Source organism: Sphingomonas sp. Leaf25, assembly GCF_001421635.1.
Classification (GTDB): Bacteria; Pseudomonadota; Alphaproteobacteria; order Sphingomonadales; family Sphingomonadaceae; genus Sphingomonas.
The window spans coordinates 104,316-126,530 of the sequence record NZ_LMKU01000033.1; the positions used below are offsets into that span (position 1 = coordinate 104,316).

Here is a 22,215-nt window from a genome sequence, read left to right on the forward strand (position 1 = left end):
AAGCGAGCGCAGCGATGCGTTCAGCCCGTCGCCCCGCGCGCTGGCCGATGCGCCGATCCGCGAACACTGCCGCCCGGCAAGGAAGTCGAGCGCGCGCGCCACCGACTGTTCTCGAACATCGCCCAGCGGATAGCTGATGTCGTCGCTCGCCTGACAGGTGTTGGGCACGGTGGTGGCAAGCCCGTTGTAATAGGCCGCCGACCGCGCCGAGTTCTGCACCGCCAGCGCCACGACCCGCAGCCGGTCGTCGCACCCGGCCCGGTCGAGCCCGATCTGGCCGACCGGCTTGCCATAGGTGTTGGTGCCGACCAGCGCCATGTTGTTGCCGAGGTAGGGCACGAAGGCGTTGATGACCAGTTCGCTCGCCGACGCGGTATTGCCGGTGCCGATGAAGGCGATCTTGGTCGGCGTCACCGACTGTGCGGTCGGGGCGAAATACTTGACCGTATTCTCGGACGCCTTCTCGGGCCGGAACGACGTATAGCTGTACACGTCGCTGCCCGACTTGCCGCCGCCCAGCAGGTCGCCCATAAGCTCGGCGACCGAGATCAGCCCGCCGCCATTGTAGCGGAAGTCGATGACGAACTCGGTGATCCCCTGCGCCCGGAAACTGGCGAAGGCATCGCGCAGCGGCTGGTTGGCCGGCGAGATGAAGGTGCGCAGGTTGATATAGCCGACCCGCTTCGATCCGTCCTGCAACACCTTGGCGCCATAGCGGGTCGATACCGGCAGCAGGTTGAAATCGGTCTTGGCGACGTTCGCGGTGGTCGTCGTCCCCTCGATCGTGCGGAAGCGGAAGGTGCGCGTCGTCCCCGCACTGTCCGGCCCCAGCGCGGTGGTCAGCCCGGCGGTGCCCTCGGCGGCGATGATCGCCGACACGTCGCGTAAGGTAGCGCTGCTGGTGCCGATCTGGGTGATCTCGGTCCCGCGATCGATCCCGGCGGCCAGCGCCGGCCCGCCCTCGAACGCCTCGGTCACGAGCAGCCGCCGCCCGGTCGAATCAAGCGCGAAGCGCACGCCATAGCCCGCGGTCGATCCCGAGCTGTAATAGGCGTTCTCCTCGGCGATCGAGGTGAGATAGGTGAAATACCGGTCCTTGCCCTGCGCCCGCGCGGTCGCGGTCAGCGAATCGATATAGCCGCCGACCGTGGTGAACGACGTGGGGTCGGGGCTGGCGGGCAGCGTTTCGGGAAAGAGATACCATTCGCGAAGCTGGGCCAGTGCCCAGTCCTGCCGCTCGCGCAGCGAACAGCCGGTCGTGGCGGTCGGCGTGGGGCTGGCGGTCGGCGTACCGCCGGTCGATCCGCCACCGCCGCTGCCGATGGTCCCGGCGCCGCTCCCGCCGCCGCCGCATGCCGACAGCATTGCCAGCACGCCCAATGCCGCCCCGAACCGACCCCGCATACGCCCACTCCACTCCTGATCCTGCCCGCAGCCTATACCCGGGCCGACCAAAGGGAAATGGATTCTCGGTGCAGGCGGCGTACCCCCGGGATTACGGCTTCATCGCCTCGATCAGCCGCTTGACCTCCTGCGACCGGCCGCGCGGCAGGATCATCACGTCGTTGCCGCTGGCGACGACGATCAGGTCCTTGACCCCGACCATCGCGATCCGCACCCCGTCCGACCGGACGAGGCAATTGGTCGAATCGAGGATGGTGACGTTGCCGCCGTGCGTGTTCAGTTCGGCGTCGAGCTCGCTGATCGCGTGCAGCGCGTCCCAGCTCCCGACGTCGTTCCACCCCATCGCCACCGGCGCCACCGCGACCCGCTCGGCGCGTTCCATCACCGCATAGTCGATCGAATCCGACGGACAGGCGGCAAAGGACTCGGCGTCGGGACGGATGCAGATGCCGTCGCGCGCCGCCCGCTCCATCGATTGGCGCGCGGCGCGGCCCATCGCGGGCACATGGACGTCGAGCGCTTCGAGGAACTTGTCGGCGCGGAACAGGAAGATGCCGCCGTTCCACGCATGATCGCCCGACGCCAGCATCGCCTCTGCCTTGTCGAGCGGCGGCTTCTCGACGAAGCGGTCGACGCGGTGGACCCCCTCGACCAGCGGTTCGCCGACCTTGATCCAGCCATAGCCGGTCTCGGGCGCGTCGGGGGTGATGCCGAACGTCACCAGCCAGCCATCGGCGACCAGCGGCAATGCACGGGCGATGGCGGCGCGGAACGCCTCCAGATCGGCGATGACATGGTCGGACGGCATGACGAGCAGCGGCGCATCGCCCGCGCCCGCCGCGATCGCCGCCAACGCGATCGCCGGCGCGGTGTTGCGCGCCATCGGCTCGAGGATCACCGCCTGCGGGCTGAGGTCGACCGCGGCGAGCTGTTCCTCGACCGCGCTGGCATGGCTGGCATTGGCGACGACGATCGGCGCGGCATAATCCGCCCCGACCGTCCGCCGCGCGGTCAGTTGCAGCATCGTCTCCTCGGCGGTCAGCGCCAGGAACTGCTTGGGCTTTTCCGGGCGCGACATCGGCCACAGCCGGGTCCCCGACCCCCCCGAGAGAATGACGGGGACGATGGCGGGTTGCGACGACATGCGATGGAGTCTCCGATGCGGCGCAGACGAGCGCCATGCCAGCCTGAAGCGGGTGGCCGTTGCGCTATAACAACAAGCGCGAAAAGAGTATCCGCCGCGTTCAGTATTTCTTTGCCCTTTCGCGCGATAGCGGGTGGGTGTCGGCTGGCCTTACACCTGTTTCGGGACTCCAACCATGATCCGGCTGTTCAAGCACTATGTGCCCAATGCCGTCCTCCTGCTGGGCGTCCTCGACTTCGCGGTCCTGCTGCTGGCGGGCGAGCTCGGCTGGGTCGTGCGCGCGATGCAGATCGGCATGGAAGTGGGGCCGACGCACGGCCGCATCGCCGAACTGGCGAGCTTCGCGGTCAGTCTCGAACTCGCGATGGTCGCGGTCGGGGTGTATGGCACTGATTCGCTGCAATCGCTGCGCTTCGCGACCGCGCGGCTGCTGGTCGCGATCTCGCTCGGCGTCATCTTCATCTCGCTGCTGCTGTTCCTGTTCCCGACGATCATGTTGTGGCGTTCCAACCTGCTCTACGCGATGGGTTTCGCGGTCGTGCTGCTGGTGCTGCTGCGGATCGTCACCGGCACGCTGCTCGGCGGACAGGCGTTCAAGCGGCGCGTCGTGGTGCTGGGGGCGGGCGAGCGCGCGCTACGGCTCAAGACGCTGGGACAGGCACCCGGCGCGGGCTTCGTCGTTGTCGGCTATATCGCGATGCGCGAAAGCGACCGGATGATCCCCGAAGCGATCGCCCGCGACGCGATCCACAATCTCGCCGATCATGTCGTGCTGCTGGGGGCGGCCGAAGTCGTCCTCGCGCTCGAGGAACGGCGCGGGGCGCTGCCGCTCAAGGACCTGTTGCGGATCAAGACCACCGGCGTCCACGTCAACGAGATCTCGACCTTCCTCGAACGCGAGACCGGCCGCGTCGATCTCGACAGCGTCAATCCGTCGTGGCTGATCTTCTCCGACGGATTTTCCTCGGGGCGGATGTTCTCCAGCATCGTCAAGCGGATGTTCGACGTCCTCGCCAGCCTGCTGCTGCTCGGGATCACGCTGCCGGTCATCGCGCTTGCCGCACTGGCGGTGAAGCTCGACAGTCGCGGCCCCGCCTTCTACCGCCAGCGCCGCGTCGGCCTGTACGGCGTCAGCTTCGACATCCCCAAGCTCCGCTCGATGCGCACCGATGCCGAGGTCGCGGGCACCGCCGTCTGGGCCGAAAAGGACGATCCGCGCATCACCCGCGTTGGGCGGTTCCTGCGCAAGAGCCGCATCGACGAACTGCCGCAATGCTGGAGCGTGCTGAAAGGCGAGATGAGCTTCGTCGGCCCCCGTCCCGAACGGCCGCAGTTCGTCGCCGACCTCGAAACGCAACTGCGCTATTATGCCGAGCGGCATATGGTGAAGCCGGGCATCACCGGCTGGGCGCAGATCAACTATCCCTATGGCGCCTCGATCGACGATGCGCGCCAGAAGCTCGAATACGACCTCTACTACGCCAAGAATTATTCGCCGTTCCTCGATTTGCTGATCCTGCTCCAGACACTCCGGGTCGTCATCTGGTCGAGCGGGGCGCGGTGATCGCGTGCTGACCGGCATCGTCATCTGGGGCCATGCGGCCGCCGCGCTGCTGTTCGGCGTGCTGACATTATGGGTCGCCCGGCGCGACGAGGGCGAGGACGAACTGCCACGCGCGCTGCTCGCCGTGGCGCTTGGCGCGACCGCGCTCTGGGCGCTGTCGGTCGCCGGCAACGGCAGCGCCGAGCCCGAGACGCGACTGCTCGAAGGGGTGCGCACGCTCGGCTGGCTGGCGGTGCTGGTTGCGATCCAGCGGCGCTCGGGCGCCGGGGGTACGCTGGGGGTGGGCGCGACGCTCGCCTGTCTCGCGGTCGCCGCCGTCACCGCCACGCAGGCGTTGCTGCACATCGCCGTGCCGACCATTCACGATCCCGCCGGCGCGCAGGCGATGCTCGACGTGGCGACGATGCTGCGCGCGCTCGCCGCGCTTGGCGCGCTGGCGCTGCTGCACGGCATGTTCCCGCGCGCGGCATCCTCGGGCGCGCGGCTGGTGGTGCTGGCGGTCGGCGCGATCTGGCTGATCGATGCGAATTTCAGCATCGCGCTCTATCTGCTGCGCGAGGTGCCGAGCGAACTGATGGCCGCACGCGGGCTGGCGCTGGTCGCGCTGGCGGCGATGATCGCGCTGGCGCTGTCGCGACGCGGCGGTGGTTCGGTGCAGCTTTCGCGCGCGGTAGCCTTTCATTCGCTGTCGCTGCTCGGACTGGCCGCCTATTTCGCGATCACCATCCTCGCCACCGCGCTGATCGCCGCGCTGGGCGGCACCCATGCCCGTATCGCGCAGACCGCGTTCGTGTTCGGCTCGACCGCCGCGCTGCTCACCGCCGCGTCGTCGGGCTGGCTGCGGGCGTGGATCAAGGTGAAGCTGACCAAGCACCTCTTCCGCCACCGCTACGACTATCGCGCCGAATGGACCCGCTTCACCGAGACGCTGGGCGAACCCAAGGGCGCCGCCCCGCTCGACGAACGGCTGGTGAAGGCGGTCGCCGACCTGACCGATTCGCCGGCCGGACTGCTGTTCGTCGCCGACGACGGCGAACTGGCGCTGCAGGCGACGTGGCACTGGGAAGGCGCGGTCCCGCCGGGCGATGGCGACGCCGCGCTCGCCGCCTATCTCGATGCGACCGGCCGTATCCTCGAACTCGATTCGGTGCGCGAAGGGACGGCAGGCGTGGCCGACCGCGATGCGGTGTCGCCCGCGTTGCTGGCACAGGAGGACGCCTGGGTCATCGTGCCGCTGCCGCACCTCGGCCGGCTGACCGGGGCGATCCTGCTCGCCCGTCCGCTGCTGCCCCGCGCACTCGACTGGGAGGATTTCGATCTGCTGCGCATCGCCGGGCGGCAGGTGGCGAGCTATCTCGCCGAGGCCCGTGCGCAGGGCGCGCTGGCCGAAGCGCGCCGGTTCGAGGAGTTCAACCGCCGCTTCGCCTTCATCCTGCACGACGTGAAGAACATCGTCAGCCAGCTAAGCCTCGTCGCGCGCAACGCCGAGCGCCATGCCAACAACCCCGCGTTCCGCGCCGACATGGTCGCGACGCTGAACGAATCGGCCGCGCGGATGAGCGACCTGCTCGCCCGCCTTGCCGAACGCGAGCCGCCGCGCACCGCCGCGCCGGGGCCGGTGGCATTGGCGACCATCGCCGCCCAGTCGGCGCATCGCTTCCGCCTGCGCGGGGCGATCGAGGTTTCGGGCGATGGCGAACCTCATGCCGCCGCCGATCCCGCCCGGCTGCAACAGGTGATCGACCACCTGGCCCACAACGCGCTCGACGCGGGCGGCAGCACCCCGGTGCGGATCGTCACCGGTGGCGATGCGACATCGGCATGGATCGACGTGATCGACACCGGCATCGGCATGACCCGCCAGTTCGTCCGCGACGAGTTGTTCCGCCCGTTCGTCTCGTCCAAGCCGACCGGCTTCGGCATCGGCGCCTATGAGGCGCGGCAGTTGACCGAGGCGATGGGCGGGCGGATCGATGTCGAGAGCATCGCGGGCCAGGGCACCCGCTTCCGCGTGGTGCTGCCTGCCGCATCCCCCCTTGCCCCGCCGACGCTGGAACAGGCCGCATGACCGATACCAAATCGCTGCTGATCGTCGAGGACGATCCCGGCCTCCAGCGCCAGCTTCGCTGGGCGTATGACGGCTATGCCATATCGGTCGCGGGCGACCGCGAGGCGGCGATCGCCGCCGTGCGCGCCACCGAACCGCAGGTGGTGACGCTCGACCTGGGATTGCCGCCCGATCCCGACGGCGTGGGCGAAGGCTTCGCGACGATGGAGGCGATCCTCGCGATCAAGCCCGATACCAAGATCGTGGTGGCCAGCGGCCATGGAGACCGCGCCAGCGCGCTGCGTGCGATCGAACTCGGCGCATGGGACTTTTATGCCAAGCCGATCGACATCGATGCGCTGGGGCTGATCGTCGCCCGCGCCTTCCACGTCCATGCGCTGGAGGCGGAGAACCGCCGCCTTGCCGAGCGGGTCGAGGGGCAGACGGTGCTCGGCGGGATGCTCACCGCCGCGCCCGAGATGCTGAAGGTCACGCGCACCATCGAACGGGTAGCCCCGGCCGATGTGTCGGTGCTGCTGCTCGGCGCGTCGGGCACCGGCAAGGAACTGCTGGCGCGGGGCCTGCACGACGCATCGCCGCGCCGCCGCGGCAATTTCGTCGCGATCAACTGCGCCGCCATTCCCGAAACCCTGCTCGAAAGCGAACTGTTCGGCCATGAGAAGGGCGCGTTCACCGGCGCGGTCAAGACGACCGAGGGCAAGATCGAACAGGCGGCGGGCGGCACCCTGTTCCTCGACGAGATCGGCGACGTGCCGCTTCCGCTTCAGGTGAAGCTGCTGCGGTTCCTTCAGGAACGGGTGATCGAACGGATCGGCGGGCGCAAGGCCATCCCGGTCGACACCCGCATCGTCTGCGCCACCCACCGTGACATCGACGCGATGGTCGCCGCGCAGACCTTTCGCGAGGACCTGTATTACCGGCTGGCCGAGATCGTCGTGCGCATCCCCTCGCTTAAGGAACGGCCGGGCGATGCGGTGCTGCTCGCCCGCGCCTTTCTCGATCGGCATGCGCGACAGATGGGGCAGGGGGGCAAGCGCTTCGCCCCCGACGCGCTGTCGGCGATCGACGCCTGGGGCTGGCCCGGCAACGTCCGCGAACTGGAAAACCGGGTGAAGCGCGCGGCGATCATGGCCGATGGCAAGCATATCACCGCCGCCGACCTCGATCTGGGCGCGGGCGACGACGGCCCGATCAACCTGAAGGCGGCGCGCGAGGCGGCCGATCGCGGCGCGATCCGCCATGCGCTGGCCCGCGCGCAGGGCAATATCTCCGGCACCGCGCGTCTGCTCGGCATCAGCCGGCCGACGCTCTATGATCTGATGAAGGCCTATGACCTGCAACCCTGATCGTCCCTTGCGCGCGCTGCTCGGTGGCGCCGGTCTGGCGCTTGCCGCCGCCTGTATCGCGGTGGCCGGCGGTGCGCGCGTGGCCAAGGCCGATCCGGCCGACGCCCGCACCGGTATCGCCGAGGCGCTCGGCCAGTTTCAGGCCGGCCACTGGAGCGTCGCCCGACAGCGCGCGCAGGCGGCGGTGGCCGCCGATCCCGGCTGGGGCTTCGCGCAGGCGGTGCTGGCGCGGACGCATCTCGCGCTCGGCGATGGCCTCGCGGCGCAGGCGGCGCTCGATCGCGCGGTCGAGGGCGGCTTCGATCCGGCGCGCGCGCACCAACTGCGCGCGCACGCCCGGTTGTTGCAAGGCGATGCGCCCGGCGCGATCGCCGAAGCGGGCAAGGCCGTTCCGCGCTATGCCGGCTATGGCAACCGCATCCGCGCGCAGGCGCTGGCGCGGCAGGGCGATGTCGTGGCCGCGCTCGCCATCCTCGAGCCGACGGTCGCGCGCGATCCCGGTCGCGCCGCCGACTGGGTCGCGCTGGGGCAAATCCGCATGGGCGCTGGCGACATGGTCGGCGCGATCAACGCGGCGGCGGCGGCGGTCCGGGCCGATCCGACCTCGCCCGACACGCTCCGGCTGCGCGGCCAGACGATGCGCGTCCAATATGGCCTGACCGCCGCGCTGCCGTGGTTCGAGGCGGCGCTGGCGCGCGACCCCTACGCCCATGACACGTTGATCGATTACGCCGCGACTTTGGGCGACAGCGGACGGACGGGCGCGATGCTCGACGCGGTTCGCCGGGCAATGACGGCGCGGCCGGGCAGCGTGCAGGGCTATTATCTCCAGGCGGTCCTCGCCGCGCGCGCTGGCGATCCGGCGACCGCGCGCAGCGTGCTGCAAAAGGCGGGCGGCGGGGTGCAGGGCGTGCCCGGTGCGCTGCTGCTCGGCGCATCGCTCGATCTGGCCGAGGGTGCGCCGGCGCAGGCGACGGTGGGCCTGCGCGAACTGGTCGCGCGGCAACCGACCAACATCACCGCGCGCAAGCTGCTGGCGCTGGCGCTGCTGCGAAGCGATGCCGCGCGCGACGCCTTCGACTATATCCGCCCCGCCGCCGAACGCGCCGATGCCGACAGCTATACGCTGACGCTCGCCGCCCGCGCGCTGGAGCGGATCGGCGATCGTGCCGGGGCGGCGGTGTTCCTCGATCGCGCCGCCTCGCCGGTCCGCGGCCGGTCGACCGCCTTCGCCCCCGACGAGAGCCTCGGCTTGCTCGCCGCCGCCGCCCGGCCGACGCCCGGCGATCCGGCGGTCGCGGTTCCCTATATTCGCGCACTGGCAAGCGCAGGCGATGCGGCGGAGGCGCTGGCCGCCGCCCGCGCGGTCGCCGCCGCCAACCCCGGTGCCCCGGCCGCGCAGCTCGTGCTGGGCGACGCCTATGCCGCCGCCAACCGCCCGGCGGAGGCCGCCACCGCCTATGCCGCCGCCACCGCCAGCCGCTTCGACGAGGCGACGATGCTGCGGCTGGTCGATGCGCGTGCCCGAGCCGGGCAACGCCGCGAGGCCAGCGCCGCGCTGTCGCTCTATCTTGCGCAAAATCCTTCGAGCGTCCCTGCGCTCCGTCTGACCGGCGAATGGCAGTTGGCGGCGGGGGATGTCGCCTCGGCGGTCGCCACGTTCGAGCGGTTGCGCGATCTCGTCGGCGACCGCGACGTCGCGGTGCTGGCCGGCCTCGCCCGTGCCTATGCCGCCGCCGGGCAGGGCGACCCCGCGACCAGCTTCGGCGCGGCGGGCTATGCGCTGGCCCCGGCCAACCCGCTGGTCGTCGATGCCTATGGCTGGGCGCTCTACCGCGCGGGCAATCCGGGCGCGGCGCTGCCGTTGTTGCGCAAGGCCGCTTCGCTCGCGCCCGCCGACCCTGTGATCGCCGCGCATCTCGCCGAAGTGGCGGGGTAGTTCAAATCGGGCTGCCGTCCGCCTAAGGGGGTACGATGACCGATCCGCTGTTCCGTATTGCCGAGGCGCTCGAACGCCTCGCACCCCCGCCGCCCGCCGCCGCCGATCCGCTGGGGCATCCCGCCTATGGCTGGGACGGCCAAGTGCTGCGCGCGACGCGCGGCTTTCGCCCGGTGCCGCTCGACCGGCTGGTCGGGATCGAGGTGCAGAAGGGTGCGCTGACTGCCAATCTCGACCGGTTGGCTGCCGGCGCGGCGGCGCACGACGTGCTGCTGTGGGGCGCGCGCGGCACCGGCAAGTCGGCGCTGGTCAAGGCATCGGTCGGGCAGGTGCAGGCGACCGGCGGCGCACTGGCATTGGTCGAAGCGCCTGCGACTGCCTTGGACGGCCTGCCCCGGCTGTTCGCGCTGCTGGACGGCGTGGCGCGCGCCTTCGTGGTGTTCGTCGACGATCTCGGCTTCGACACCCCCGCCGAGGGCAGGGCGCTGCGCTCGCTGCTGGAGGGCGGTGCCGAAGGTCGCCCCGGCAACGTCCGGCTGATTGTCACCGCCAATCGCCGTCACCTCGTCCCCCGCGACCTCAAGGAACAAGACAGCGCGATCAACCCGCGCGACACCGTCGACGACGCGCTGGCGCTCGCCGACCGCTTCGGCCTGTCGCTCGGCTTCCATGTCGTCGATCAGGACCAGTATGTCGCGATCGTCGAGCGCTATTGCGCCGCCTATACCCTGCCGTTCGACGCGCACGACGCGATCGGCTGGGCGACGAAGCGCGGCAGCCGCTCGGGCCGGGTGGCGTGGCAGTATGTCACCGATCTGGCCGGGCGGCATGGGAAGGCGGTCTAAAGAAGTTGGGTTCACGCGGAGGCGCGGAGGCGCGGAGGAGTTGCGGCTCCCGATCGTTCCGCGTCAGCGGAACCATCTGCTTTCGTAGCAAGGATCGCTAAAAGGGATCGCTACGCGATCGGGCTGCCACGCCCGAAACTCCTCCGCGTCTCCGCGTCTCCGCGTCTCCGCGCCTCCGCATGAACCAATCTTCTTGGGACGGATCGACATACACCTCCGTACTGTCACCCCGGACTTGTTCCGGGGTCCACGGCGCGGCAATCGGTGTCGTCCGACCTTCGAGCGCCGACGGGTGCGGCTGGGTGGACCCCGGAACCAGTCCGGGGTGACGAAGCGGATCGCGCGTTCGGTCCAAAATGCCGGATCTTGTGCCGCGCAGAGTCGAATATCGATCTGACCTGAACCAGCCGGAAGATTAGACCTCCGCCAACTCCGCCAGCGCCAGCCAGCGCTCCTCCGCCGCATCCTTCTCCGCTCGCGCCTTATCGATCTGTGCGTTCAGCGAAGCGAACCGCTTCGGGTCCTTGGTGTACAGCGCCGGGTCGGCCAGCAGCGCCTCGTCGCGCACGATCGCCGCTTCGAGTTCCTCGATGCGTTTGGGCAACAGGTCGAGGTCGCGCTGGTCCTTGTAGCTCATCTTGGTTGACTTGGGCTTGGCCACGGTTTCCACCGGCTTGGCCTTGACCTTCGCCGCGCTGCGCTCGCGCCGCTTGGCGACCCAGTCGGCATAGCCGCCGGGCACTACATCGACATGGCCCGACCCGTCCATTCCCAGCGTCACCGTCACCGTCCGGTCGAGGAAGTCGCGGTCGTGGCTGACGATCAGCACCGTGCCGGCATAATCGCCGATCACCTCCTGCAACAGATCGAGCGTCTCGAGGTCGAGATCGTTGGTCGGCTCGTCGAGCACCAGCAGGTTCGACGGCCGGGCGAATTCGCGCGCCAGCAGCAGCCGCGATCGCTCACCGCCCGACAAGGTGCCGATCCGCGCCTCGGCGATCGACGGATCGAACAGGAACTCCTTGAGGTATCCGTGGACATGCTTCTTCGAGCCGTTGACCTCGATCCAGTCACCGCCGTCGGCCAGCACGTCGCGCACCCGCTTTTCCGGGGCCATCAGCTTGCGCTGCTGATCGATGACGATGCCCTCCAGCGTATGCGCCCGCATGATCTTGCCCGAATCGGGTTCGAGATCGCCGGTCAGCATCCGCAGCAACGTCGTCTTGCCGGCACCATTGCCACCGACGATGCCGATCCGGTCGCCGCGCCGCACCCGCAGCGAGAAGTCCTTGATGATGGTCCGGTCGCCGAAGCCCTTGGTCACATGCTCGGCGTCGATCACGACCTTGGTCTTGGTGTCGTCGGCCTCGACCTGCAATTTGGCGGTGCCCTGCGGCCCCTGCATCGCCGCCCGCTGCGCGCGCAACTCGTGCAGCTTTTCCAGCCGCCCCATATTGCGCTTGCGCCGCGCGGTGACGCCGCGGTGCAGCCAATGTTCCTCGATCTTCAGCTTGGCGTCGAGCCGCTGGGCGGCACGTTCCTCCTCGGCAGCGGCCTGTTCCATCCATGCCTCGAACCCGCCGAAGCCGATTTCGGCGCGGCGAATGCCGCCGCGATCGAGCCACAGCGTCGACTTGGTCAGCCGCGTCAGGAAGGTACGGTCGTGGCTGATGACGATGAACGCGCCGTTGAAGCGGTTCAGCCATTCCTCCAGCCATTCGATCGCCGACAGGTCGAGGTGGTTGGTCGGCTCGTCGAGCAGCAGCACGTCGGGGTTTTCGGCCAGCGCGCGCGCGATCGCCGCCCGCCGCCGCTCGCCGCCCGATGCGGTCGCCGCCTCACGATCGAGGTCGATGCCGAGCTGGTCGGCGATGGCGTCGACCTCATGCTCCGCCGGTGCCTTTGGTCCCCGGAGCGCAAAGTCGCGCAGCGTGGCATAGCCATCGACCTTGGGGTCCTGTTCCAGCAGCACGACATGCGTGCCTGGCACGATCGTCCGTCGCCCCTCGTCGGCATCGACTGCGCCCGCGATCAGTTTCAGCAGCGTCGTCTTGCCCGCCCCGTTGCGCCCGATCAGCGCCAGACGATCGCGTTGCCCGACATGGATGTCGAGCCCGCGGAACAACCAGCCATTGCCCTGGACGAGTCCAAGGCCTTCGTACGACAAAATCGGTGCAGCCATGTGTGGCAGGTAAGCCGCACTCGGCGACGAAGCAAGTTACGCCAGCCTGTCTGCCCTATTCACGGGCTGTTCAATGCGTTGTCGCTATGTCACGCCCCATGACGATGGTCGTTCGGTTCCTTGTGGCGGGGTTGATGGCGGTATCGGGGGTCGCGCAGGCGATGCCCGACCAACTGTTGCGCGACCATCAGGCCGCCCGGACCGCGCGCGCGCAGGGCCGCATCCTGCCGCTGCGCGAGATCGAGGGCCGCGTCGTGCCGCAGATGCGCGGTGCGCAATATCTCGGCTTCGACTACGATCCCGACCGGGGCATTTACACGCTCAAGTTCCTGCGCGATGGCGCGGTGATCTGGGTCGATGTCGATGCCCGTACCGGCCAGGTCGTCGGCCGCAGCCGTTAACATAAGGGAGAGAAGCCGATGCGCGTCCTGATCGTCGAGGATGAACCGAATCTCGGCCGCCAGTTGCGCGCCACGCTGGAGGGGGCGGGCTATGCCATCGACCTCGCGACCGATGGCGAGGAAGGGCATTTCCTCGGCAGCACCGAAACCTATGACGCGATCATCCTCGACCTGGGGTTGCCCGAGGTCGATGGGCTGACCGTGCTCGACCGCTGGCGCAAGGAAGGGCGGACCGCCCCGGTGCTGGTGCTGACCGCGCGCGATAGCTGGTCGGACAAGGTTGCAGGGCTCGATGCCGGGGCCGACGACTATGTCGCCAAGCCGTTCCAGACCGAGGAACTGATCGCGCGGCTCCGCGCGCTGATCCGCCGCGCCTCGGGCAACGCCTCGGCCGAGCTGACCGCCGGCGACATCCGCCTCGACACGCGCTCGGGCAAGGTGACGAAGGCGGGCGAGCCGGTGAAGCTGACCGCGCAGGAATACAAGCTGCTCAGCTACCTGCTCCACCACAAGGGCAAGGTGGTCAGCCGCACCGAACTGATCGAACATATCTACGATCAGGACTTCGACCGCGATTCGAACACGATCGAGGTGTTCGTGACGCGCATCCGCAAGAAGCTGGGCGCCGACGTCATCACCACCATCCGCGGGCTCGGCTACAGCCTCGACGAACCCGGCGCGCCCAAGCCCGCCGGCGCGGAAGCCTGACGCGACGCCCATGACCAAAGCAAGCGATCCCGCCTCCCGTGCCGCCGACTCGCGCGGCTATGTGCAGGTGACGGGATCGCTGTCGCGGCGGATGATCGTCATCGCCGCCTGCTGGATCATGCTGCTGCTCGCCGGGGGCGGCTTCGCGCTCGACCGGGTGCTGACCGGCGCGATCACCCGCAACTTCGACGACCAGCTCGACTATATCCTGACCTCGCTGATCGTCTCGGCCGAGATCGACACCAGCGGGCAGGTGACGTTCAGCCGCCAGCTATCGGACCAGCGGTTCCTCGAACCCTATTCGGGCCTGTATTGGCAGGTGAGCGGCGAGGGGTTCGATCCGTTCCCGTCGCGCTCGTTGTGGGACCGGCGGCTGCCCGGCAATCCGGCCAAGATCGGCAATGACCTGCGCGTCTATGACGCGAAACCTTTCCCCGATCAGAAGCTGCGCATCGTCGAGCGCGACCTGACGCTGCCCGGATCGAACACCGTGTGGCGGTTCCAGGTGGCCGAGGCGCGCGACCTGCTCGACCAGCAGATCAATGCCTTGCGCAAGACGCTGGTGCGTTCGTTCGCGCTGCTCGGGCTGGGGCTGATCGTGATGGCGGCCCTCCAGACATGGTATGGGCTGCTCCCCTTGCGCGCGGTGCGTGACGCCATCTCCAAGCTGCGCGCGGGACAGGCCGCACGGGTCGAGGGCAGCATGCCTGCCGAAGTCGCGCCGCTGGTCGAGGAACTGAACGCGCTGGTCGAACACAACGACCGGCAGGCGGAGGAAGCCCGCCGCCATGCCGGCAATCTTGCCCATGCGCTGAAAACACCGCTCACCGTCATCATGAACGCCTCGGCCGCCGGACAGGCCGACCTCGCCGACACGGTGATCCGCGAAGCGCGGACGATGCGGCGGCAGGTCGACCATCATCTGGCCCGCGCCCGCGCGGTCGGGCGGCGCGGATCGGCGCACAGCCGCGCCGAGGTCTGGACCTCGGTCGAGGCGGTCGAGCGCGCGGTGGCGCGGCTCTATCCCAACGTCCGCATCGACGTGGATGGCCAGAAGGACCTGATCGCGCGGATCGAACGGCAGGACCTCGACGAAATCCTCGGCAACCTCGTCGAGAACGCCGCCAAATATGGCGGGGGCAGCGTGTTCGTCACCGTCCGCGCCGATGCCGGCTTCGTCGAACTGCTGGTCGAAGATGACGGGCGCGGCATCCCTGCTGCCGACCGGCAGCGCATCTTCGATCGCGGTGTGCGGCTCGATTCGGGCAAGCCTGGCACCGGCCTCGGCCTCGCGATCGTGCGCGACGTCGCCGAAATCTACGAAGGCACCGCCTCGCTCGAGGAGAGCGAGGATCTGGGCGGGCTGCTCGTCCGGCTCCGGCTACCCGCCGCCTGATCCGCTACAGGCCGCGCATCGCCTCGGCTGCGATGGTGGCGCTGCGCTTGCGTGCCGCGGGATCGAACATCGCGCCGGTTACGATCACCTCGTTGACATGCGTACGGTCAATAAACGCCGCCAGACCGGCCCGCACCGTCTCCGGCCCGCCGATCGCCGAACATTCGAGGACGTGGTTCAGGATCGTGTTGCCCTGCGGCCCGATCTGCGCACGATAATCCGCGACCGGTGGTGGCAGTTCGATCGACTTGCCGGTGCGGATCGCGACGAACATCTGTTCGGTCGAACTGGCGAGCAGCCGTGCTTCGTCATCGCTGTCTGCCGCCAGCACGTTGAAGGCGGCTGCCGCATACGGCTTGTCGAGTATGGCGGACGGGCGGAAGTTGCGGCGATACGCCTCCAGCGCCTGATCGAGCGCGGCGGGCGCGAAGTGCGACGCAAACGCATAGGGCAGCCCCAGCATCGCCGCGAGTTGCGCCCCGAACAGCGACGACCCCAATATCCAGAGGTCGACCTTTGCTCCTGCGCCGGGCACCGCGCGAATGCCGGTACGGTCGTCACCCGCGAAATAGCGCTGCAGCTCGACCACATCCTGCGGAAAGGCGTTGGGATCGGTTTCCAGCGTCCGGCGCAGCGCGCGGGCGACGATCTGGTCCGATCCGGGCGCGCGGCCCAGCCCCAGATCGATCCGGCCGGGATAGAGCGCATCCAGCGTCCCGAACTGTTCGGCGATCGTCAGCGGCGCATGGTTGGGCAGCATGATGCCGCCCGCGCCGACCCGAATGGTGTTGGTCGCAGCGGCGATATGGCCGATCACCACGGCGGTCGCGGCGCTGGCGATGCCGGCCATGCCGTGATGTTCCGCCACCCAGTAACGGTGATAGCCGAGCGCTTCGGCATGGGCGGCAAGGTCGGCGGCCTGCGCCATGGCCTGCGCCGGGGTGCCACCTGCACGGATCGGCACGAGATCGAGCATCGAATAACGGGTCATTCGAAATAGATGGGAGGCAGGTTGCGGATTGCTACCGAAGCAAGGCTTGGCCGGTTGAAAGCAACGATCGTTCGTGGGCGGCGGGGGGCAGGGAAACCCGTCTTCCGGTCCAGTCTCAGACCAGCAACTCGCCCCGCATCACCGTCACGCACCCACCGCCCAGCACCGCCCGCTCGCCCGCCAGCGTGACCGTCAGATGCCCGCCACGCGCACTCGCCTGAAACGCGGTGAAATGCTCGCGTCCCAGCCGCTCCGCCCAGAAGGGGGCGAGCGCGGCATGCGCCGATCCCGTCACCGGGTCCTCGTCCACGCCCCACGTGGGCACGAACACCCGGCTGACGACATCGGCGACGTCGCCGGGTGCGGTGACAATCGCCATCACCCCACAGGCCGCCAGTGCGCGCATGTCGGGCGCGCAACCGCGCACCGCCGCCGCATCGGGCAACAGGATGATGCTGGTGGCCTGCGCGCCGCTGATGCTGGCGAACACCTCGCCCTCGCACCCCAGCGCCGCCAGCAGCGCCGGATCGGGCGCTGCGGCCACCCGCGTCACCGGCAGGTCGAGCGTATAGCCCGCGCCATCGCGCGCAACGGTCAGCACGCCTGCCTTGCGCGTGGCGAAACGAACCTCGTCGCGCTCGCCGATCAGCACATGGCCGCTCGCCAGCGTCGCATGGCCGCACATCGCGATCTCGACGGTCGGGGTGAACCAGCGCAGTTCATAGTCAGCGTCACCGCCCGTCGCCACGGCGAAGGCGGTTTCCGACAGATTATGCTCGGCGGCGATGTCACGCAGCAACGCATCGTCGGGCCATGCCGTCAACACCATCACCGCTGCCGGATTGCCGGTGAACGGCCGGTCGGCAAAGGCGTCGACCACGGTAAAGGGCAATGTCATCCATAATTCCCGATACGCTTGCCGAACCAGTGCGGCGTCACATCGGCCTCGACCAGCGGATTGTCGGTATCGACATGGCCTTCGGGGTCGAGGTGGATCAGCACCTCGACCTTGGGGAACGCCCGACGCAGTGCCCGCTCGACATTTTCGACCACGTCGTGCGCGTCGGCGACGGTCATATCGCGCGCGACCTCCATGTGGAATTGCGCGAAGTCGTGGCTGCCCGAACGGCGGGTGCGGAAGTCATGGATGCCGCGCAGGCCCTCCTGCCGCGCCGCCACGTCGAGAAAGGCGCGGCGTTCGTTCTCGGGCCATTCCTTGTCCATCAACTGGTCAATCGCCTGGCTCGACGCCTGGAACGCGCCCCAGCCCAACCACAGCGCGATCAGGATGCCCATCACCGGATCGGCCCCGCGCACTCCGAACACCTGATCGAGCATCATCGCGATGATGACCGCGAGGTTGAGCAGCAGATCGCTCTGGTAATGGACGTTGTCGGCGCGGATCGCGACCGATCCGGTACGCGCGATGATCGATTTCTGATACGCCAGCAGCGCGAAGGTAGCGATCATCGCGATCACTGACACGCCGATGCCGAACTCGACGTCCTGTGTTTCGCCGGGTGCGCCGAAGGCAGCGATCGCGCGCCAGCCGATGCCCGCCGCCGACGCGGTGATGAGCATCACCTGGAACAGCGCGGCCAGCGCCTCTGCCTTGCCATGGCCGAAACGGTGGTCATGGTCCGCCGGCGTCGCCGCCAGTCGCACCCCGTAGAGCGTGACGAGCGACGCGAGCAGGTCTAGCGCGGTGTCGGCCAGACTGCCGAGCATCGCGACCGACCCGGTATGCCATGCGGCAAAGCCTTTCAGCCCCAGCAGGAACAGCGCCATCGTCACCGATGCGATGGCGGCCCGCGTGGCGAGCGGAATCACCCGCTTGCGCTCGGTCTCGGTCATGGGAACAGCAAGCCCTCGCGCCAGCCATCGCCGTCGCGAGTGAACAGCCGGCGTTCGTGCAGGCGATGCGCCCGGTCCTGCCAGAACTCGATTCGCTCCGGCGTCACGCGATAGCCGCCCCAGAACGGCGGGCGCGGCACGTCGCGTCCCTCGAATCGTGCCTGTACCTCATCGAACCGCGCCTCGAACGTCTCGCGCGCGTCGAGCGGACGCGACTGGTCCGATGCCCATGCGCCCAGTTGCGAGTCGCGCCCGCGCGAGGCGAAATAGGCATCCGACTCGGCATCGCTGGCCAGCGCAACCGGCCCTTCGATGCGAATCTGCCGGCGCAGCGACTTCCAGTGGAAGAGCAGCGCGACATGCGGATTGGCCGCCAGATCGCCCGCCTTGCGGCCCTCGCGATTGGTGTAGAACACGAACCCGTCGGGGCCATGGCCTTTCAGCAAGACCATCCGCACCGAAGGGTGGCCGGCGGCATCGGCGGTCGCCAGTGCCATGGCATTGGGGTCGTTCGGTTCCGAAGCGCGGGCCTCGGCGAACCAGTCGTCGAACAGGGCGAAGGGGTCGGTCATGCCGGCCCCTTACGCCCTTTTCGCCTCGATTTCATCCCGCCCGTTCGGCGAGCGTGCGCTCCCAGCCCAGCGCGTCGGCGACGATCTGGTCGAGATCGGCATGCGCCGGCCGCCACGGCAATTTGGCGAGGATCGCGCCATTGTCGGCGATCAGCGCGTCGGGATCGCCCGCGCGGCGACCCTCCAGCCGGCGGTTGATCGTCTGGTTGGTCGCGCGGTCGACCGCGTCGAGCACCTCGAGCACCGAATAGCCCCGGCCATAGCCCGCGTTCATCGTGTGGCTCTGGCTTGGATCGGCGATCAGCAGGTCGAGCGCATGGACGTGGGCGTCGGCGAGATCGCTGACATGGATATAGTCGCGCACCCCGGTGCCGTCGGGCGTCGCGAAGTCGGTGCCATAGACGCCGACATGGCCGCGCTTGCCCGTCGCCGCCTCGACCGCGACCTTGATGAGATGCGTCGCCCCCGCCGTCGACTGGCCGCTGCGACCCTTGGGGTCGGCACCCGCCACGTTGAAATAGCGCAGCGCGGCATAGTTGATCGGATGCGCGGCGGCGACGTCGGCCAGCATCATCTCGGTCATCAGCTTCGACATGCCATAGGGATTGATCGGGCGCTTGGGCGAATCCTCGCGCACCGGCACGACCTCGGGGATGCCATAGGTCGCGGCGGTCGAGGAGAAGATGAAATGCTTCACCCCTTCGGCGACCGCGCTTTCGATCAGGCTGCGCGAGGCGGCGGTGTTGTTACGATAATATTTGAGCGGATCGCTGACCGATTCGGGCACCACGACCGATCCGGCGAAATGCAGGATGGCGTACACGCCATGATCGCGAATCGCGGCGCGCACCGCCGTGTCGTCGGCGATGTCGGCGACGACCAGCGAGGCGCGCGAATCGACCGCCCAGTCGAAACCGGTGACGAGGTTGTCGACCACCACGACCTCATGCCCCGCATCCAGCAGCGCCAGCACGGCATGGCTGCCGATATAGCCCGCACCGCCCGTCACCAGAACCTTGCCGTTCGCCATTGCGTTTCCGTCCCCGATTGTACCGGCGCAGCGCGCGCCTACATGGCTCTCTGTACGAAGGAGAGTATCCCATGGCTACCGAAGTCGCGACGTTCGCGGGCGGATGTTTCTGGTGCGTCGAAGCGGTGTTCCGCGACGTGATCGGCGTCGAGAAGGTCGAAAGCGGCTATATCGGCGGCACGACCGAACACCCGACCTACAAGCAGGTATGCGGTGGTGACACCGGTCATGCCGAAGCGATCCGAGTGACGTTCGACCCCCAAGTGGTCGGCTATCACGATCTGCTCGACATCTTTTTTGCGACTCATGATCCGACGCAGCTCAACCGCCAAGGCAACGACATCGGCACGCAATATCGCTCGGCGATCTTCCCGCACGATGCGGATCAGGAAGCCGAGGCGCGTGCGGGAATCGAGCGGGCGGGTGAGGGACGTGGCAAGATCGTCACCACCATCGAACCGCTGACGACCTGGTATCCGGCCGAGGACTATCACCAGGAATATTGGGAAGGCGAAGGCCAGCGCAATCCGTACTGCCTCGCGATCATTCCGCCCAAGTTGCAGAAGCTGCGCAAGAGCTTCGCCGCCCGGTCGCGCACCACGACCGACGCATAGGCGTTAAGTTTTGAAGTTTTGCAAGGGTCGTGCCAGTTTCGGCGCGACCCTTGTCTGTACCGAGTGGAGTTGCTACGCCCGGATCGGCCGGCAGGGGGCGGTGTGATGGGGGCGATGACCGATTCGGCGGAGCAGCGACGGCGTCTGGACGCGATCGATGCCTATCGTCTGAACTGCGCATGGCATGATCCGGCACAGGACGATCTGGTTCTGCTCGCGGCCGACGCCTGCGCTGCGCCGGTGGCGCTGGTTACCCTGATCGAAACCGAACGGCAGCGGTTCCTGGCCCGGACCGGGACCGATCTCGACGGGACGCCGATCGATTACGCGCTGTGCATCCATGCACTGCATTCGTCCGACCTCGTCGAAATCCGCGATCTGGCCGCCGATCCGCGGACGTGCGCCAACCCGATCGTGACCGATGGGCCGCAGGTCCGCTTCTATGCCGGGGTGCCACTGCGGGTCGGCGACGACAAAACGGCGATCGGAACGCTTTGCGTGCTCGACACGGTTCCCCGGCCCCACGGCCTGACCGCCGCGCAGGCCGACACGCTTCGCCGTCTGGCGCGGCAGGTGGTGACGACGCTGGACCTGCGCCGTTCGCTGGCCGAACGCGACGCGGCGCTTGCGCGGATCGTCGCCACCGAACGTCGTCTGTCGAGTGAGGAGCGCCGCTGGCAGCATCTGTTCGAAAATATCGGCGACGGCTTCGCGTTGGGCGAAGTGATCCGCGACGCGGGCGGAAAGGTCGTCGACTGGCGCTATCTTGATGCCAATCCGGCATGGTTCGCGCTGTCGGGCTTCGATCGCGCGACGATGCTGGCGCGTACCGGCCGCACGCTGGACGTCAGCGCCCCCGCGCACTGGACGCACGATCTCGACCGGTTGCTGGCCGATGGCAAGCCGGTCGGCTTCGTCCACCATGCGCCATCGCGCGGGCGCTGGTTCCGTGGACGCTGCTTTCGTATCGAGGGCGACCGGTTCGGGGTGATCCTTCACGATACCACCGAGGAACTGGCGGCGGCGGCACGACAGGCGGCGCTTATCCGTCTCGGCGACGCGCTGCGCGACTGTCACGACATCGCCGATGTCACCCGGGCCGCGACGACGATGGTCGCCGAAACACTGGGACTGGTGCGAGCAGCGTTTGGCCGGATCGATTCGACGACGACGTTCATCGACGTCGGCCCCGGCTGGAGCGCGCCGGGCGTGTCGGAGATCACTGGCCGGCACCGGCTCGCCGATTTCGGGCCGCTGTGTGATCCACTGACCCAGAGCGACGCGATCGCGATCGACGACGTCCGACTCGATTCGCGTAGCATGCCGTATCTGGCGATGCTCGAATCGATCCAGGTCGGAGCGTTGGTGAAGATGCCGGTACGCCGCGACGGGCGGGTCGTTGCGATCCTCATGGCGCATCACGCGACTGCGCGCCACTGGACGCCCGAGGAACTGGGGTTTCTGCGCAAGGTCGCCGACCGGGTCGAGGTGGGTGTGGCGCAGGTCGAATCGGAGAAGCAGCAGAGCCTGTTGATCCACGAACTGGCGCACCGGTTGAAGAATACCTTGTCGATGGTGCAGGCAATCGCCTCGCAGACGCTGCGCGGGCTGGTCGATCGTGCCCCGCTCGATGCGTTCGAAAAGCGGTTGCAGGCGCTGGGCATCGCGCACGACGTGCTGGTCGATCGCGACTGGGTCGGCGCGGACCTGCGGTCGACCGTGCGGCAGGTGATCGCGGTGTTCGGCTGTGACGACCGGATCACGCTGGGCGGACCGGATGTGGCGCTGGGCGCCCGTGCCGCGCTGGGACTGGCGCTGATCCTCCACGAACTGGGGACCAATGCGGTCAAATATGGTGCGCTGTCGAACGCAACCGGCCGTGTCGTGCTGACATGGCAGGTCGAGGACGAGGTATTGACGCTTGTCTGGCAGGAACAGGGCGGTCCGGCAGTGACGTGTCCTGCGCGGCGCGGTTTCGGCACGAAACTGCTGGGACTGGGACTGGCGGGAACTGGTGGCAGCACGATCGCCTATGAACCGGCTGGCGTTCGGGCCGAAATGCGGGCGACGCTCGGCGAACTTACCGGCGGCTGACCATCGTGTCATAGAAAACGGGCCGCCCCATCAGGAGCGGCCCGCGTTGAACCCGGTGGGTTC

Annotated in this window: 18 protein-coding genes; 10 read left to right on the forward strand and 8 right to left on the reverse strand. The window is 68.4% G+C overall.

What is annotated here, in order from left to right:
- Both ASE78_RS15530 and ASE78_RS15535 read right to left on the reverse strand, forming a co-directional pair.
- Positions 1-1,404: S41 family peptidase (locus tag ASE78_RS15530; RefSeq protein ID WP_056498333.1), on the reverse strand; the 1,404-nt coding region annotated here is incomplete at its 3' end.
- A gap of 91 nt (positions 1,405-1,495) precedes the next feature.
- Positions 1,496-2,482 (reverse strand): mannose-1-phosphate guanylyltransferase, encoded by a 987-nt coding sequence (locus tag ASE78_RS15535; protein ID WP_056499165.1) that lies wholly within the window; start codon positions 2,480-2,482, stop codon positions 1,496-1,498.
- A 241-nt stretch (positions 2,483-2,723) separates the two neighbouring features.
- On the opposite strand from ASE78_RS15535, the gene ASE78_RS15540 reads away from it, so the two are divergent.
- From ASE78_RS15540 to ASE78_RS15560, 5 genes are read left to right on the forward strand one after another with little or no spacing between them, the layout of a single operon-like run.
- Positions 2,724-4,112: a TIGR03013 family XrtA/PEP-CTERM system glycosyltransferase gene (locus tag ASE78_RS15540; RefSeq protein ID WP_056498336.1), complete on the forward strand. Its 1,389-nt coding sequence runs from the start codon at positions 2,724-2,726 to the stop codon at positions 4,110-4,112.
- A 4-nt stretch (positions 4,113-4,116) separates the two neighbouring features.
- Positions 4,117-6,180: an XrtA/PEP-CTERM system histidine kinase PrsK gene (prsK, locus tag ASE78_RS15545; RefSeq protein WP_056498338.1), complete on the forward strand. Its 2,064-nt coding sequence runs from the start codon at positions 4,117-4,119 to the stop codon at positions 6,178-6,180.
- Entirely contained in the window at positions 6,177-7,526 is a 1,350-nt protein-coding gene (gene prsR / locus ASE78_RS15550; RefSeq protein ID WP_055762289.1) for a PEP-CTERM-box response regulator transcription factor, read from the forward strand. The genes prsK and prsR overlap by 4 nt, the downstream gene beginning before the upstream one ends.
- Entirely contained in the window at positions 7,510-9,465 is a 1,956-nt protein-coding gene (locus ASE78_RS15555; RefSeq protein WP_082467266.1) for a tetratricopeptide repeat protein, read from the forward strand. Before prsR ends, ASE78_RS15555 begins: the two co-directional genes overlap by 17 nt.
- Positions 9,466-9,500: 35 nt before the next feature.
- Positions 9,501-10,310, forward strand: coding sequence for an ATP-binding protein (locus ASE78_RS15560; RefSeq protein ID WP_056498341.1), 810 nt, complete (start codon positions 9,501-9,503; stop codon positions 10,308-10,310).
- A gap of 415 nt (positions 10,311-10,725) precedes the next feature.
- On the opposite strand, the gene ASE78_RS15565 is transcribed toward ASE78_RS15560, so the two are convergent.
- Complete coding sequence (locus ASE78_RS15565; RefSeq protein ID WP_056498343.1) at positions 10,726-12,492, reverse strand: ATP-binding cassette domain-containing protein; 1,767 nt, start codon at positions 12,490-12,492, stop codon at positions 10,726-10,728.
- Between the two features lie 104 nt (positions 12,493-12,596).
- On the opposite strand from ASE78_RS15565, the gene ASE78_RS15570 reads away from it, so the two are divergent.
- From ASE78_RS15570 to ASE78_RS15580, 3 genes are read left to right on the forward strand one after another with little or no spacing between them, the layout of a single operon-like run.
- Positions 12,597-12,893: a hypothetical protein gene (locus tag ASE78_RS15570; protein WP_414887101.1), complete on the forward strand. Its 297-nt coding sequence runs from the start codon at positions 12,597-12,599 to the stop codon at positions 12,891-12,893.
- An 18-nt stretch (positions 12,894-12,911) separates the two neighbouring features.
- Positions 12,912-13,601 carry a response regulator transcription factor gene (locus ASE78_RS15575; protein ID WP_055762304.1) on the forward strand — a complete coding sequence of 230 codons (690 nt, stop codon included), beginning with the start codon at positions 12,912-12,914 and terminating at the stop codon, positions 13,599-13,601.
- Positions 13,602-13,611: 10 nt separating this feature from the next.
- Positions 13,612-14,997 carry a sensor histidine kinase gene (locus ASE78_RS15580; RefSeq protein WP_055762307.1) on the forward strand — a complete coding sequence of 462 codons (1,386 nt, stop codon included), beginning with the start codon at positions 13,612-13,614 and terminating at the stop codon, positions 14,995-14,997.
- A gap of 4 nt (positions 14,998-15,001) precedes the next feature.
- On the opposite strand, the gene ASE78_RS15585 is transcribed toward ASE78_RS15580, so the two are convergent.
- The 5 genes from ASE78_RS15585 to galE form a co-directional block, all read right to left on the reverse strand.
- A complete protein-coding gene (locus ASE78_RS15585) occupies positions 15,002-15,988 on the reverse strand; it encodes an LLM class flavin-dependent oxidoreductase (RefSeq protein ID WP_056498345.1) in 987 nt (328 codons plus the stop codon).
- A 115-nt stretch (positions 15,989-16,103) separates the two neighbouring features.
- Positions 16,104-16,886: a PhzF family phenazine biosynthesis protein gene (locus ASE78_RS15590; RefSeq protein WP_056498346.1), complete on the reverse strand. Its 783-nt coding sequence runs from the start codon at positions 16,884-16,886 to the stop codon at positions 16,104-16,106.
- A complete protein-coding gene (locus ASE78_RS15595) occupies positions 16,883-17,842 on the reverse strand; it encodes a cation diffusion facilitator family transporter (RefSeq protein WP_056498348.1) in 960 nt (319 codons plus the stop codon). Before ASE78_RS15595 ends, ASE78_RS15590 begins: the two co-directional genes overlap by 4 nt.
- Positions 17,839-18,414: a pyridoxamine 5'-phosphate oxidase gene (gene pdxH, locus ASE78_RS15600; RefSeq protein ID WP_056498350.1), complete on the reverse strand. Its 576-nt coding sequence runs from the start codon at positions 18,412-18,414 to the stop codon at positions 17,839-17,841. Before pdxH ends, ASE78_RS15595 begins: the two co-directional genes overlap by 4 nt.
- A gap of 31 nt (positions 18,415-18,445) precedes the next feature.
- Positions 18,446-19,444 carry a UDP-glucose 4-epimerase GalE gene (gene galE, locus ASE78_RS15605; RefSeq protein WP_056498351.1) on the reverse strand — a complete coding sequence of 333 codons (999 nt, stop codon included), beginning with the start codon at positions 19,442-19,444 and terminating at the stop codon, positions 18,446-18,448.
- Positions 19,445-19,515: 71 nt separating this feature from the next.
- On the opposite strand from galE, the gene msrA reads away from it, so the two are divergent.
- Both msrA and ASE78_RS15615 read left to right on the forward strand, forming a co-directional pair.
- The gene (gene msrA, locus ASE78_RS15610; protein WP_055762325.1) at positions 19,516-20,058 is read left to right on the forward strand and encodes a peptide-methionine (S)-S-oxide reductase MsrA; all 543 of its coding nucleotides are present in this window, start codon (positions 19,516-19,518) and stop codon (positions 20,056-20,058) included.
- Positions 20,059-20,163: 105 nt separating this feature from the next.
- A complete protein-coding gene (locus ASE78_RS15615) occupies positions 20,164-22,152 on the forward strand; it encodes a GAF domain-containing protein (protein ID WP_056498354.1) in 1,989 nt (662 codons plus the stop codon).
- Positions 22,153-22,215: the final 63 nt, after the last annotated feature.